Origin of the sequence: Aeromonas sp. Y318-1, assembly GCF_027706125.1 — a bacterium.
GTDB lineage: Bacteria > Pseudomonadota > Gammaproteobacteria > Enterobacterales > Aeromonadaceae > Aeromonas > Aeromonas hydrophila.
Map to the genome: position 1 here is coordinate 388,739 of NZ_JAPDCM010000002.1, position 14,697 is coordinate 403,435.

Below are 14,697 nucleotides of genomic sequence, written 5' to 3' on the forward strand. Positions count from 1 at the left end.
CAGAGCAGCCCATTACAGAGAGCTGTATTTTTCACGCAACCGCTGACGGATGAACTCGGCCAGGGTATTGAACAAGAAGGTGAACACGAACAGCACGAAGGCAGCGAGGAACAGCACCCGATAGTGCGAGCTGCCCACTTCCGATTCCGGCATCTCCACCGCGATGTTGGCGGCCAGGGTACGCAGCCCCTGGAACATGGAGAAGTCCATGATGGGCGTGTTGCCGGTGGCCATCAGCACTATCATGGTCTCGCCCACCGCGCGGCCAAGGCCCATCATCACCGCCGAGAAGATGCCCGGGCTCGCGGTGAGGATCACCACCCGGCTCAGGGTCTGCCAGGGGGTCGCCCCCAGCGCCAGCGAGCCCTGGGTGAGGTGCTTGGGCACCGAGAAGACCGCGTCTTCGGCGATGGAGAAGATGGTCGGAATGACCGCGAAGCCCATGGCGATGCCCACCACCAGCGAGTTGCGCTGGTCGAACTTGATGCCCATTTCGTGAGTCAGCCAGATGCGCGAATCCCCGTGCATGAAGGCGTTCTCGATGAGCGGGCTCACCGCGAAGGCGCCCCAGCCAATCAGCAGCAGCACCGGGATCAGCAAGATGGCGTGCCACCCTTCCGGCAACCAGGATTTGCCGCGCTCCGGCAGGTAGTTCCAGATCAAGGCGGTCAGCAGCATCCCCATCGGCAGCAAGATCAGCAGCAGCACCACGCCGGGCAGCGCCCCCTCGATGATGGGGGCCAGCCACAGACCGGCCAGGAAGCCGAGGATAACGGTCGGCAGCGCCGCCATGATCTCGACGGTCGGCTTGACGTATTTGCGCAGCCCCGCCGACATGAAGTAGGCGGTGTAGATGGCACCGGCGACGCCGAGCGGCACCGCAAACACCATGGCATAGAAGGAGGCTTTCAAGGTGCCGAACACCAGCGGCACCAGGCTCAGCTTGGCTTCGAAGTCGTTGCTGGCGGAGGTCGACTGCCACACGTACTGGGGCTCGGGATAGCCTTCATACCACACCTGTTGCCAGAGGGCCGACCAGGTCACCTCGGGGTGTTCATTCTCCACTGCGAACAGCTTGAAGGCCTCGCCCTGCTGCATCAGCAGCACGTTGTGACGGGGGGAGATGGCCAGGGCCGACAGGGCGCCGCCCTCCACCTTCTCACTCAGCAGCTTGGTCTCGCCGGTGGCGTGGAAGAAGCTGACAGTGCCCTCTTTGTCAGCACTGATGAAACCCTTGCGAAAGTGTTCCGGAGTCAGCTGCGCCACGGCACCATCGCCCTTGAAGTCACGGATCTGGGTGAACTGGCGCTTGCCATCCCGGGCCACTTCGAACCACTGGGAGATGACGCCGTTGTCGTTGCCTACCAGCAGGGAGGAGGCGCCGGAGAGCAGCTCGACCCGGGTCACGTTGGCGTTGGGGGCATTGATCTCCATGACATCGCGCAGGGAGATGTCATTGAGGTTGTGAATGTCGTAGACGGAGAGGCGGTTGCCTTCGCGCACGAACAGAATGCGCAGGTTGGGGGTCAGCAGCATCTGATCCACATGACGCGGCAGGGACGGGATGCTGTAGTTCTGGGCGCTCCACTCGATGTCACCGGAGAGGAAGTTCTCCTCGCCGCTCATCACCGCCATCACGCCACGACCATCGGCGGTCACGGCGGCGGTGGCCATCTTGTCCTTGGTGGCTTCAAACACCATCAGCGTCAGCGCCTTGCCCTGGGGGTCCACCACTACCGGCTCTTCGCCGAAGGGGGACTGCAGGCTGGGCTCGATGACCCGCACGTCGTTGGGATAGGAGACCTTGAAATAGGGCTGCACCACCTGGGCCTTGCCATCGGCAAAACCATAGGCGATGAGCTTCTGGCCTGGCGCGGGCGGGGCGACGGCGGTGATGTCACCCTTCACCTGCGCCTGACCCAGCACCTGGCCCACCTTGACCTTGCCATCCCCTTGGACGGCGAAGAAGTTGACCTGGCCTTTGTCGCTGAAGCGATAGCCAATCTCGTTCTGCTCTTCCACCCCGAGCCAGGCGGTTTTGCCCGCCACGGGCAAGGTAAATGACGCGGTCGGCTCCATCGTGGCGCCATTGAAGATGGGTTTCACCACATAGAGCAGGTAGAAGAAAATGAGCAACAGGGCAACCAGCACCAGAGCACCACCCGTGGTGACCCCGTACTTGGCCAACTTATCCTTGATACGGCGCTTTCTGCTGCCCGCCATACCTAAGTTTATCGATTCCGATGACATGCAAAACCTCAATGTGAGCTAGGCTTGGCGGCATTATATGGCGGTTGCATGACAGTTTTGTTACATCAAGGCCCTCTGGGAAGAGGTTATTTTGAAGGGGCATTCAGACCAGGATCCGCTGGCAGACAGCATTGCCAACCATCTGTTTTACAAGAAGATAAAGGAAAATATAAAACGCGAAGGCGGCCCCGCCGACTTCGCCGTTCTCAGTCGGCGGGGGCGCCGCTTTGTTGCAGTGCCAATCTGGCTGCCTTTTTCTCGGCGCGCCGCCGCCGAAAGAAGTCCGACAACTGGGCCGAGCAGGCATCGGCCAGCACACCGCCAGTCAGTTCGACCCCGTGGTTATGGCGCGGGTCCTGCAATATCTCGAACACCGAGCCCGCCGCGCCGGTCTTGAGGTCACGGGCGCCATAGACCACCCGTTTGACCCGGCTGTGGATGAGGGCACCGGCGCACATGCAGCAAGGCTCCAAGGTGACATAGAGGGTGGTATCGAGCAGACGGTAGTTTTGCAGCCGAACGCCAGCGGCCCGGATCGCCATCACTTCGGCATGGGCACAGGCATCGTGCTCGCTGATGGAGCGGTTCCACCCCTCACCGACCACCTCGTCCCCCAGCACCAGCACGGCACCGACCGGGATCTCGCCTATCCCCTCGGCCCTGGCAGCCAGCGCCATGGCGTGGCGCATCCAGCGTTCATCCTGCTCGCGCTGGCTCACTGATTCTGTGACGTCTGATGGTTTCACACCCTGGTTCCTCTCTGTGACGGGTTGCCGGCGATGCACTTGCAGCTTGATTGCCTGCCGACCATTGGCCGCAACCGGGTAATGCCACCAAGCAGCATGATGGCGGGATCCCCGGCAATACGGGGCGGCGATTATGCCAAATCTGCGCCACAGCCCCAAGTCGCATCTTGCCTGCACAATAAAGAAGCAGTCAGCATCTCTCTGATAAAAAAGGAGTTGCACCCATTTGCTCAGATCATTAGACTTCCCTCCGTCAGCTCGAACTGACCTCGTCGGTGTGTAGCGCAGCCAGGTAGCGCATCTGCATGGGGTGTAGAGGGTCGGAGGTTCGAATCCTCTCACACCGACCAATTTCCCCGAAAATAGCCCAGTCTCGCGACTGGGCTATTTTTTTGCCTGCTTTAATATTCCTGCCGCAACTGTCGTAGCACATCAGCAGACCGTCTAAATGCTCTTCCAGGGTGAACCTGTCGCAGAGTCACCACACAGTTGTGGTACAAATTTCATTCAGAACCGCTTGAAACCTTTCAAGAGTCCCGCTAGGATACGCAACTTTTCCGCCGGCAGTTCAAACAGGGAGGTGGGAGCGCGGGTGATGGAGTCACCGACCGGCTTGCAATCAATGAGGCAAGCACCCATGACCAAAGCAGTTGACATACAGCCCGAGTACGCCCCCCAGCCCCAACCGGCTACCGAGTCGGCAACCAATCAGTATGCCACCGAACACGGCCCGGTGGTGCGGCTCGATGTCGTCGATCTGGCGGCCCCGGACGATGATTACTGAGCCGACGGCGCAGACATGTCGCTTTTGAACTACCGGGAGAAAATGGCAGTGGCACTGGAAATGGCGCCCCGTTTTACCTCCTTTGAGGGCCAGGATGGCCCGCTGACACAAATAACAACAAAATGCTGCATAACTAAACAATAGTAGTCATATCAACTACCACATCCCCTCCCCGCCCCCAGGTGCCTCATCCACCCAAGTGATACAAACCTACGTTATTGCGCCTCACTTTCTCATCCTCTGCCGACCAGATCCCATTCGACCCCTTTTAGCCTGGATTGTTTTAAACAAACGTTCTCTCCTTAATGTCAGCAGGAGTTATATGCCTGCTGGGTTTACATCTTTCATTTCATACGTGTGTTTTTTAGAAGCTTGGAGTTAGGTCGGGATTTGTTTTTGCATTTGTAATTTTATTACGTAATAACTTACATGACTGCGTCCATGCTCCCCCTCACCATCCGCCACCGGCAGGGGATGAAAAACAAGAGCATAACCATCTGCATAGAGTTTTTACGCTAATCACATAAGTTCTTTATAAACATCAACTTAACATCATGGCCAAAACGTGCGTTTTAAAAAATCTGTTGACGAATAGAGCAATATTTCGCACCTTATGAATCGTGTTACCCCGTTGTTACGGGAAGTTTGAAAAAACAGGGATCGACTTTAGTCGTAGTTAATTAGTTCAAAATGTAATTCTCAAAGGAGTGAACCCTATGTCGGCACCGGCCCAGACCCACTGCAGCGCTCGTCTGCGCATCCAGGGCGAGACGCATCCCGATTACGCGCAAATTCTGACGCCGGATGCGGTGGCCCTGGTATCCGAACTGGTGGAACGCTTTGCTCCCCAACGGGACGAATTGTTGAAACAACGTGTGGCGCGCCAGGCCCGCATCGACGGCGGCGAGCTGCCCGATTTTCTGCCTGAAACCGCCCACATCCGCGCCGGAGACTGGACAGTGCGCGGCATTCCAGCCGACCTGCAAGATCGCCGTGTGGAGATCACCGGCCCGGTCGAGCGCAAGATGGTGATCAACGCCCTCAACGCCAACGTCAAGGTATTCATGGCGGACTTCGAGGATTCACTGGCTCCCGCCTGGAACAAGGTGATCGAGGGTCAGATCAACCTGCGCGATGCGGTCAACGGCACCGTCTCCTACACCAGCCCGGAAGGGAAGGCTTATACCCTGAACGCCGATCCGGCCGTGCTCATCTGCCGGGTGCGCGGTCTGCATCTGCCAGAAAAACATGTCACCTTCGATGGGGCTCCCATTCCCGGCGGCCTGTTCGACTTCGCTCTCTATTTCCTGCACAACTATCAGGCGCTGCTGGCCAAGGGCTCCGGCCCCTATTTCTACGTGCCCAAGCTGCAGAGCCATCTGGAAGGGCGCTGGTGGAGCGAAGTGTTCGCCTGGACCGAGGACAAATTCGGCCTGCCCCGCGGCACCATCAAGGCCACCGTGCTCATCGAAACCCTGCCAGCGGTGTTCGAGATGGACGAGCTGCTCTATCAGATGAAGGATCACATCGTCGCCCTCAACTGCGGCCGCTGGGATTACATCTTCAGCTACATCAAGACCTTGAAGAATCACCCTGATCGCGTCCTGCCGGACCGCCAGGTCGTGACCATGGACAAACCGTTCCTGTCCGCCTATTCGCGGCTGCTGATCAAGACCTGCCACAAGCGCGGCGCGCTGGCGATGGGTGGCATGGCGGCCTTTATCCCGGCGAAAGATCCTGCCGTGAATGAACAGGTATTTGCCAAGGTGAAGGCGGATAAAGAGCGTGAAGCCAACAACGGCCACGACGGTACCTGGGTGGCCCACCCCGGTCTCGCCGATACCGCCATGGCGGTGTTCAACGCCGCCATTCCGGCTGGTGCCAGCAACCAGACCGGCGTGCTGCGCGAGCAGGATGCTCCCATCACGGCCGCCGAGCTGCTGGCCCCCTGCGAGGGCGAGCGCACCGAGGCGGGCATGCGCACCAACATCCGGGTGGCACTGCAATACCTGGAAGCCTGGATCAACGGCAACGGCTGCGTGCCCATCTACGGTCTGATGGAAGACGCCGCCACCGCCGAGATCTCCCGCACCTCCATCTGGCAGTGGATCCGCCACGGCAAGAGCCTGTCGAATGGCAAGGTGGTGACCAAAGATCTGTTCCGCCAGATGCTGGCCGAGGAGCAGGAGGTGGTCAAAGCCGAAGTGGGGGCCGAGCGTTGGCAGGCTGGTCGCTTCGCCGAGGCGAGCGAGCTGATGGAACAGATCACCTGCGCCGATACTCTGATCGATTTTCTGACGCTGCCCGGTTACGAGCGGCTCTGAACTACGGGCCTCCCCAGCGGGGCTCGCCAATAACAAGTCAATGGAAACGTGAAATCAATGAAAGAGGGAACTGATATGGCACTGACCCGTGAGCAACAGATCCAGGCTATCGAGAAAGACTGGGCGGAAAACCCCCGCTGGAAAGGGATCAAGCGCGGCTACAGCGCCGAAGACGTGGTAAACCTGCGTGGCAGCCTGCAACCGGTGCACACCCTGGCCCAGCGCGGTGCCGACAAGCTGTGGGAACTGATCCACGGCGGCGCCAAGAAAGGCTATGTAAACTGCCTCGGCGCCCTGACCGGCGGTCAGGCGGTGCAACAGGCCAAGGCGGGCATCGAGGCAATTTACCTCTCCGGCTGGCAGGTGGCGGCGGACAACAACCTCTCCTCCACCATGTACCCGGATCAGTCCCTCTATCCGGCCAACTCGGTGCCGTCGGTGGTGGAGCGCATCAACAACTCCTTCGCCCGTGCCGACCAGATCCAGTGGGCCAACAAGGTGGGCCCGCAGGACAAGGGCTTCATCGACTACTTCCTGCCTATCGTGGCGGATGCCGAAGCCGGTTTCGGCGGCGTGCTGAACGCCTTCGAACTGATGAAGGGGATGATTGAAGCGGGCGCCGCCGGCGTGCACTTCGAAGATCAGCTCGCCTCCGTCAAGAAGTGCGGCCACATGGGCGGCAAGGTGCTGGTGCCGAGCCAGGAAGCGGTGCAGAAGTTGATCGCGGCCCGTCTGGCAGCCGACGTCTGCGGCACCACCACCCTGGTGATCGCCCGTACCGACGCCAACGCCGCCGACCTGCTGACCACGGATGCCGATCCGTACGATGCTGGCTTCCTGACCGGTGAGCGCACCTCAGAAGGCTTCTACAAGGTGCAGGCCGGTATCGAGCAAGCCATCTCCCGTGGTCTGGCCTATGCCCCTTACGCCGACATGGTGTGGTGCGAAACCGCCAAGCCGGATCTGGACGAGGCGCGCAAGTTTGCCGAAGCCATCAAGGCCCAGTACCCGGACAAGATCCTGGCCTACAACTGCTCGCCGAGCTTCAACTGGAAGAAGAACCTGGACGATGCCACCATCGCCCGCTTCCAGCAGGAGCTGTCCGACATGGGCTACAAGTACCAGTTCATCACCCTGGCGGGTATCCACAACATGTGGTTCCACATGTACGAGCTGGCCTACCAGTACGCCCGTGGCGAAGGGATGAAGCACTATGTCGAGATGGTGCAGCAGCCTGAATTCGCCGCTGCCGAGCGGGGTTACACCTTCGTGGCACACCAACAGGAAGTGGGGACCGGTTACTTCGACAAGGTAACCACCGTCATTCAGGGCGGCCAATCCTCGGTGACCGCGCTGACCGGCTCCACCGAAGAAGATCAGTTCCACTGATAGGCAGAACTCGTTGAGAGAGTCCTTGAGATAGCAAAACCCCGGCCACTGGCCGGGGTTTCTTTTTTGAAAGACCCTTCTCCCGAAGGGAGAAGGAACAAAGCGATAGAACCTGTTCACGGTCTGTGACGAGAGGTCGTCAGCAAGGTGAAGAGCGGCGCAGGAACCGGAGTGTATATGGATACATGAGGATTCCGAGCAGCACATGAGCCTTGCTCACGGCCTCGCAGTAAGAACGTGGCCAGGTTCTCAGAGCTCGAGGATCTCTTTGACAAAGGGAATGGTCAGCTTGCGCTTGGCACGAAAGGAGGCGTTGTCGAGCTGATTGAGAGTGGTGAGCAGAGTGCGCATGTCGCGCGAGAGACGGTTTAGCAGGAAGCGGCCCACGTCGATGGGCAGTTTGAAGCCCCGCAGCTCGGCACGCAGCTGCAGGGCACTGAGCTTGCCTTCATCGTCCAGCTCGTCGAGATGAAAGCTCACTCCCCAGTCCAGCCGTGAGGCGAGATCCGGCAGTTGCAGTCCCAGTTTGCGCGGCGCACTGCAGCCGGTCACCACCAGGGTACCCTCACCCTTCTCCTGCCAGCGGTTGTAAAAATCGAACAGGGCCCGCTCCCACAGCGCATTGCCGGCGATCGCCTCCAGGCTGTCGAGGCAGACCAGCGGCAGGCTTTCGAGGGCGTCGAGCATGCTGGGGTCGAGCTGTTCGAACTGATCGAGGGAGAGATAAGCGGCTGCGGCGTCGCGGGCATTGACCTCGGCGCAGGTGGCGTGCAGCAGGTGGGAGCGGCCCGATCCCTTAGCCCCCCAGAAATAGAGGAAAGGTGAGCCCTGACCAATGGCCGCATTTTTGAGGGCGGTGATCAGATGAGCATTGTTGCCGGGATAAAAACTGACGAAGGTTTCATCATCCGGTAGTTGTACGGCTAAAGACAGTTGGGCCGGTTGCTTCACTCGTTGGGCTTTGACTGTGACATTTGCGGGCAAGTGTATCATCGCGAAGGCGGATAGAGAACCGCCCGGACGATGCCGGGCGGTGTGGATCCTCATAAAGGATCCAGGCTGCGACCATTGCTAACGAAAGCGGCTACTCCTTGGCCTGCTTGAAAAACCGCACTCTGGGCCCACGCTGGTTGTGCTCGGCCAGCCAAGCAGGATCCTTGCCAGGATCAGGGCTGCGACCATTGATAGCTCAGCCCCTCGGGGGTATCCGCCAGCTGGCGCAACCGGCTCTCCAGCTGCAGCCCGCGGATGAGCTCTGCCTTGTCCCCTTGCAGGCTCAGGTTGAAGGTCACCTTGTCCCCCTCCAGTTTGCCAATTTCCACCTTGGTGACGCTGGCCATCCCCTGCAGCATCTTCTGCACCGTGATCATGCCGTCGATGCCGGACAACCCCTCCACCACCAGTGTCTGGCTGGAGGCAACCCCCGAGATGCGCGCCCCGTAGTTCTGTACCAGCCAGCCTGCCAAGGCATCGGCGAACGTCTGCGCCACCTCGGCCTGGGTGCCGGAGCCCTCGCCCTTGGTCAGTTCGCTCAGCTCACCGCCCGCTTTGGGGCCGTAGAGACCCCAGTCGATGCTCCACTTCTCCCCCTCCGGCGTCAGCTTGCCCAGCACCACCATCTCGGCGCCATAACGCTGGCTCGCCTTGAGGATGGGATCGGCGAAGCGGCCCCAGACGTCGGTGGCGTTGACCGCCATGTTGTCGTCCAAGTCCATCAGCGGAATGCTGACCGGCAGCCCCATGGCCTGGGCCTGGGTACGCAGGGCGGCAGCCCAGCCATCGCTGGACTGATCCGGCAGAATGCGTCGCTCCCCTTCATTGATCACCAGCCAGATGGCGACCTGCGGCCGAGCCGGGCCCAGCAGGGCGAACTTGCTCTCGGCCACCAGGGCATTGACCTTGGCCACATCGAAATCGGCCTTGAGAAACTTCACCGGCCCCACGTCCTGATAACCGTAGTGCTGCACGAACTCGCCGGGGGCCGCCAGCGCCTTGACCACCGCCGGCTGGGTCAGGATGTCGCGCTTGCCGGTCACCTTGATCAGCACCTCGCCCAGGGCCTGGGACTGGGCCGCAGCCATGTCGCCGCTGGTGGGCGCCTTGCCCTGATAGAGATCGGTCACCTGGGCGGCCGACACCATGAATGACAAGCCGCAGCAGAGGGCGGTCACAACACGTTTGAGCATGAGAGGAGTCTCGAAATGGGAGATGGTGCTTATGGTAGCGGCAAGGCGCGCATGGCAGCAAGCCGGGGCGGGAGAAACAGCGGAGCCGGCGGGGTGCCGGCTCCGTTTGCGCGCCTGCTGGCACGCGATGAGGCGATCGAGGCTTACTTGGTGCCGAAGATCTTGTCGCCGGCGTCGCCCAGACCCGGGACAATGTAGCCCTTCTCGTTCAGGCCCTGGTCGATGGAGGCGCAAAACAGCTCCACGTCCGGGTGAGCGGCTTCCAGCGCCTTGATGCCTTCCGGCGCGGCAACCAGCACCAGCACCTTGATGGACTGGCAGCCCTTCTTCTTGAGCAGGTCGATGGTGGCGATCATGGAGCCGCCGGTGGCCAGCATGGGGTCGATGACCAGCGCCAGACGCTCTTCGATGTTGCTGACGATCTTCTCGAAGTAGGGAACCGGCTGCAGGGTCTCTTCGTCGCGGTAGATGCCGACCACGCTGACGCGGGCGCTCGGCATGTGCTCCAGCACGCCATCCATCATGCCCAGACCGGCACGCAGGATGGGCACGACGGTGACCTTCTTGCCCTTGATCTGGTCAACTTCCACTGGCCCATTCCAGCCATCGATGGTAACCTTCTCGGTTTCGAAGTCAGAGGTCGCTTCGTAGGTCAACAAACTGCCCACTTCCTTGGCCAGTTCACGGAAACGCTTGGTGCTGATATCGCCTTCACGCATCAGACCGATCTTGTGCTTGACCAGGGGGTGTTTGACTTCAACGACTTTCATTATTATCTCCTCTAACTGCCGCAAAAAAATCGCGGAATCATACAACAAAAGCCGCCGCTTGTAGAGCATTTCCGCGCAAAAACGCGCAAACGATTTCCTTTCTGGTTTTTCACCGCCACTGTTAGAATACGCCCCGAATTTTACCCTCCACTTCTTTATATGACGGGGAATACGCGTGACTGACAAAACCTCACTGAGCTACAAGGATGCTGGCGTGGATATCGATGCCGGCAATGCACTGGTTGAACGTATCAAGGGCGTGTCAAAGCGCACTCGTCGTCCTGAAGTCCTTGGTGGTCTTGGCGGCTTTGGGGCCTTGTGTCAAATCCCTGCGGGCTACAAGGAGCCGGTGCTGGTCTCCGGCACCGACGGGGTGGGCACCAAGCTGCGCCTCGCCATCGACCTGAAGAAGCACGACACCGTCGGCATCGATCTGGTGGCCATGTGCGTCAATGACCTGATCGTGCAAGGCGCCGAGCCCCTCTTCTTCCTTGACTACTATGCCACCGGCAAACTGGACGTCGACACTGCCGCGGCCGTGGTCACCGGCATCGGTGCCGGCTGCGAGCAGTCCGGCTGCTCCTTGGTGGGCGGCGAGACCGCCGAGATGCCGGGTATGTATGAAGGGGAAGACTACGACATCGCCGGTTTCTGCGTCGGTGTGGTGGAAAAGAGCGAGATCATCGACGGCAGCAAGGTCGGCGAAGGAGATGCCCTGATCGCCCTGGCCGCCAGCGGCCCCCACTCCAACGGTTTCTCGCTGGTGCGCAAGATCCTGGAAGTCTCCAAGGCCGACGTGCAGCAGCCGCTGGGTGATACCACCCTGGCCAACGCCCTGCTGGAGCCGACCCGCATCTACGTGAAACCCGTGCTCAAGCTCATCAAGGAGTGCGAGATCCACGCCCTGTCCCACATCACAGGTGGCGGCTTCTGGGAGAACATCCCGCGCGTGCTGCCCGCCAACACCAAGGCGGTGATCGACGAGCAGAGCTGGCAGTGGCCGGCAGTGTTCAGCTGGCTGCAGCAGGCTGGCAACGTCACCCGCCACGAGATGTACCGCACCTTCAACTGCGGTGTCGGCATGATCATCGCCCTGCCGGCGGATCAGCTGGAAAAAGCGCTGACCCTGCTCAAGGCCGAAGGCGAGAACGCCTGGCATATCGGCCATATCGCCAAGGCGGCCGATGGTGAGGAGCAGGTCATCATTCAATGAATGACCGGATCAACAGCCAAATGACCACCCCCATGAAACGCATCCTGGTGCTGATCTCCGGCAACGGCAGCAACCTGCAGACCATCCTTGACGGCTGTGCTGGCGGCAAGATTGCCGGTGAGGTGGTCGGCGTCATCAGCAACAAGGCCGATGCCTATGGTCTGGTGCGTGCCAAAGAGGCGGGGGTGGCCGCCGCCATCCTCGCCCAGCAGCAGTTTGCCAGCCGGGAGGAGTATGACGCGGCTCTGTTGGCGCAGATGGCGGACTATCAGCCCGATCTGGTGGTACTGGCCGGGTTTATGCGGATCCTGAGTGCTGACCTGGTACGCCACTTCGCCGGACGGATGATCAATATCCACCCCTCCCTGCTGCCCAAATATCAGGGGCTGCACACCCACCAGCGCGCCATCGACGCCGGCGACGACGAGCATGGCGCCAGCGTCCACTTCGTCACCGAAGAGCTCGACGGCGGCCCGGTGATCCTGCAGGCGCGCGTCCCCATCTTCGAAGGGGATGATGCCGGCGAGGTGGCGGCCCGGGTACAGGTGCAGGAGCACAGCATCTACCCGCTGGTGGTGCAGTGGTTCTGTGAAGGGCGCTTGCAGATGCGAGCAGGGTCTGCCTTGCTCGATGGCATGCAGCTTGGCCCGGCAGGCTATGCCAGCGAGTAACCGCTAACCGCAGTAATAAAATGCAACAAGGGAGGCCCAGGCCTCCCTTGTTATTTCTATCTACCAGCCCTGCGGCCACGTCCGATGACCCCGCTATGCGGCTAATCGAACCTACACCGGATTGTCGATATCGATAAAGGTGACATCCAGCCCGTGCACCGTCGCCAGCCACTCCCCCAGCGCCTTGACGCCGTAACGCTCGGTGGCGTGGTGACCGGCGGCGTAGAAGTGCATCCCCATCTCGCGGGCGGTGTGGATGGTCTGCTCGGAGGCTTCACCGGAGATGAAGGCATCGATGCCCTGCTCCGCCGCCAGATTGATGTAGCTCTGGCCGCCGCCGGTACACCAGGCCACCGAGCGGATAAGCTCGGGGCCACTGTCGCCGCAATGGAGCGGTTCACGGCCGAGCCGCTCGGCAATCAGCTTGGCAAAATCGCTGCCGCTCATGAGCTCTTCCAGCTTGCCCACCATGGCGACGCTCTTGCTGTTCCAGGGCTCGAGGCCACGACGCACCTTGATGTCGAGCAGCTTGGCGAGCTGGGCGTTGTTGCCCACCTCAGGGTGCACGTCCAGCGGCAGGTGGTAGGCAAACAGGTTGATGTCGTGGGTCAAGAGGGTCTTGATGCGGCGCTGTTTCATGCCGGTGATCTGGGCTGGCTCACCGCTCCAGAAGTAACCGTGATGAACCAGGATGGCGTCAGCATCGGCGGCCACAGCCGCATCGATCAGGGCCTGGCTGGCGGTGACGCCGGTCACCACCTTGCGAATGCGCTCACGCCCCTCCACCTGCAGGCCATTGGGGCAGTAATCCTTGATGGCATGCGGTTCGAGCAGATGGTTGAGTACGGTTTCGAGTTTTCGATGAGAGATCATAGGGGTCCCTTATAAAGGCGCCGACCCCTGTGCTGCGATGCAGACAGGAATCGGGCTCATAACGCCGAGGCCCCATGATAATCGAGGCCGGCCGCCAAGACCATGATGCCTCCCGCACTGTGGCCCATGGCCGGGCCCGAGTGGTATCAGGCCGGCAGGTCGATCCCCGCCTCGCGCATCTGGGCCAGCTTGTAGCGCAGGGTGCGTGGGCTGATGCCGAGCCGATCGGCCACCGCCTTGCGGCTGCCGTTGCAATCCTGCAAGGTGTCGAGAATGATCTGGTGCTCCTGCTGCTTGAGCTCGCTGCCTAGGTGTTCGCTGCCGCTGCTGCGCTCACTGCCGACAAGGCGGATCTCTTCTTCCTCCACCTCTTCCAGGATCAGGTGCTCGCAGCCGATGAGGCCGTCGGGGCTCAGAATAAGGGCGCGCTGCACCACATTGTCGAGCTCGCGCACATTGCCAGGCCAAGGGTGAGCCAGCAGCCGCTCGCGAGCGGGTTCTGTGAGCTGCGGCGTCGGCAGTCCCTGCTGAGCGGCATGCAGCGCCAGCAGGTGCTCCGCCAGCGGCAGTATGTCACCGGGACGCTCCCACAGCGCTGTCCAGCGCAGCGGGAAGACATTGAGCCGGTAGTAGAGATCCTCGCGAAACAGGCCGTCCTGCACCGCTTTCTTCAAATCCCGGTTGCTGGTGGCGATGACCCGCACGTCGAGCGGGATCATCTTGCGGCTGCCGAGCCGCTCCACCTCTTTCTCCTGCAATACCCGCAGCAGCTTGGCCTGCAGCCCCAGATCCATCTCGGTGATCTCGTCGAGCAGCAGAGTCCCCCCCTGCGCCTGCTCGAACTTGCCGGGGCAGCCCTGTACCGCGCCGGTAAAGGCCCCCTTCTCGTAGCCGAACAGCGTCGCCTCCAGCATGTTTTCCGGAATGGCGGCGCAGTTGATGGCGACGAAGGTCTGCTCGGCGCGGCTGGAGTTGTCGTGGATGTAGCGGGCCAGCACCTCTTTGCCCGTCCCGCTCGGACCGGTCACCATCACGGTGGCCTCGCTTCTGGCCACCCGGGTCGCCAGCTGGAACAGCTCGGCGGTCTTGGGATCGCCATAGACCACGGCCCGTTTCTCCACCTTCTGGGCCGGCACATAGCGGCTGACCTGGTTGAGCAGCACCTCGGGCGAGAAGGGCTTGGCCAGGTAATCGATGGCGCCTTCGCGCATGGCGCGCACCGCACCGTCGATGTTGGCGTAGGCAGTCATCAACAGCACCGGCACCTGGGGATATTGCTGACGAATGTTGGCCAGCAGGGTCAGGCCATCCATGCCTCCCATCTGGATATCCGAGATCACCATGTCGAAACTCTGGCGCGACAGGGCCAGCAGAGCCCGCTCGCCGCTGTCCACTTCGCGGCACTCATAGCCGCCGAGCAACAGGGTATCCACCAGCGCTTCGCGCAGGCCATTGTCATCTTCCACTACCAGGATCCGGGCCTGAGTCATG

12 protein-coding genes and 1 tRNA gene are annotated in these 14,697 nt (G+C 61.0%); 6 read left to right on the forward strand and 7 right to left on the reverse strand.

The window, feature by feature from the left end; genetic code table 11:
• Positions 1-12: 12 nt before the first annotated feature.
• Together OKB87_RS04360 and tadA are read right to left on the reverse strand one after the other, a co-directional pair.
• Positions 13-2,250, reverse strand: a complete 2,238-nt coding sequence (locus tag OKB87_RS04360) for an ABC transporter permease subunit (protein ID WP_101615482.1) — start codon at positions 2,248-2,250, stop codon at positions 13-15.
• Positions 2,251-2,456: 206 nt separating this feature from the next.
• Entirely contained in the window at positions 2,457-2,996 is a 540-nt protein-coding gene (tadA, locus tag OKB87_RS04365; RefSeq protein WP_270826604.1) for a tRNA adenosine(34) deaminase TadA, read from the reverse strand.
• A gap of 273 nt (positions 2,997-3,269) precedes the next feature.
• Between tadA and OKB87_RS04370 the strand changes: the two genes are divergently transcribed.
• The 4 genes from OKB87_RS04370 (at position 3,270) to aceA (ending at position 7,493) form a co-directional block, all read left to right on the forward strand.
• Positions 3,270-3,346: transfer RNA gene (locus OKB87_RS04370), tRNA-Pro, on the forward strand.
• A 287-nt stretch (positions 3,347-3,633) separates the two neighbouring features.
• Positions 3,634-3,780: a hypothetical protein gene (locus OKB87_RS04375; RefSeq protein ID WP_165444133.1), complete on the forward strand. Its 147-nt coding sequence runs from the start codon at positions 3,634-3,636 to the stop codon at positions 3,778-3,780.
• Positions 3,781-4,496: 716 nt separating this feature from the next.
• A complete protein-coding gene (gene aceB, locus OKB87_RS04380; RefSeq protein ID WP_226031498.1) occupies positions 4,497-6,104 on the forward strand; it encodes a malate synthase A in 1,608 nt (535 codons plus the stop codon).
• A 75-nt stretch (positions 6,105-6,179) separates the two neighbouring features.
• Positions 6,180-7,493: an isocitrate lyase gene (gene aceA, locus OKB87_RS04385; protein WP_011706620.1), complete on the forward strand. Its 1,314-nt coding sequence runs from the start codon at positions 6,180-6,182 to the stop codon at positions 7,491-7,493.
• A gap of 249 nt (positions 7,494-7,742) precedes the next feature.
• Here the strand turns inward: aceA and hda are convergent, their stop codons facing one another.
• From hda to upp, 3 genes are all read right to left on the reverse strand, one after another.
• Entirely contained in the window at positions 7,743-8,444 is a 702-nt protein-coding gene (hda, locus tag OKB87_RS04390; RefSeq protein ID WP_016351307.1) for a DnaA inactivator Hda, read from the reverse strand.
• Positions 8,445-8,659: 215 nt separating this feature from the next.
• Complete coding sequence (locus tag OKB87_RS04395; RefSeq protein WP_226031497.1) at positions 8,660-9,679, reverse strand: DUF2066 domain-containing protein; 1,020 nt, start codon at positions 9,677-9,679, stop codon at positions 8,660-8,662.
• 143 nt (positions 9,680-9,822) lie between these two features.
• A complete protein-coding gene (gene upp / locus OKB87_RS04400; protein ID WP_005302745.1) occupies positions 9,823-10,449 on the reverse strand; it encodes a uracil phosphoribosyltransferase in 627 nt (208 codons plus the stop codon).
• A gap of 175 nt (positions 10,450-10,624) precedes the next feature.
• Here upp and purM point away from each other — a divergent pair, with 175 nt between their 5' ends.
• Positions 10,625-11,662, forward strand: a complete 1,038-nt coding sequence (purM, locus tag OKB87_RS04405; RefSeq protein WP_102988372.1) for a phosphoribosylformylglycinamidine cyclo-ligase — start codon at positions 10,625-10,627, stop codon at positions 11,660-11,662.
• A gap of 32 nt (positions 11,663-11,694) precedes the next feature.
• Positions 11,695-12,333, forward strand: coding sequence for a phosphoribosylglycinamide formyltransferase (gene purN / locus OKB87_RS04410; RefSeq protein WP_247141205.1), 639 nt, complete (start codon positions 11,695-11,697; stop codon positions 12,331-12,333).
• Positions 12,334-12,444: 111 nt separating this feature from the next.
• Here purN and OKB87_RS04415 read toward each other — a convergent pair whose 3' ends face one another.
• The gene (locus OKB87_RS04415; protein ID WP_281503274.1) at positions 12,445-13,206 is read right to left on the reverse strand and encodes a Nif3-like dinuclear metal center hexameric protein; all 762 of its coding nucleotides are present in this window, start codon (positions 13,204-13,206) and stop codon (positions 12,445-12,447) included.
• 146 nt (positions 13,207-13,352) lie between these two features.
• The gene (locus OKB87_RS04420; protein ID WP_247141206.1) at positions 13,353-14,696 is read right to left on the reverse strand and encodes a sigma-54-dependent transcriptional regulator; all 1,344 of its coding nucleotides are present in this window, start codon (positions 14,694-14,696) and stop codon (positions 13,353-13,355) included.
• Position 14,697: the final 1 nt, after the last annotated feature.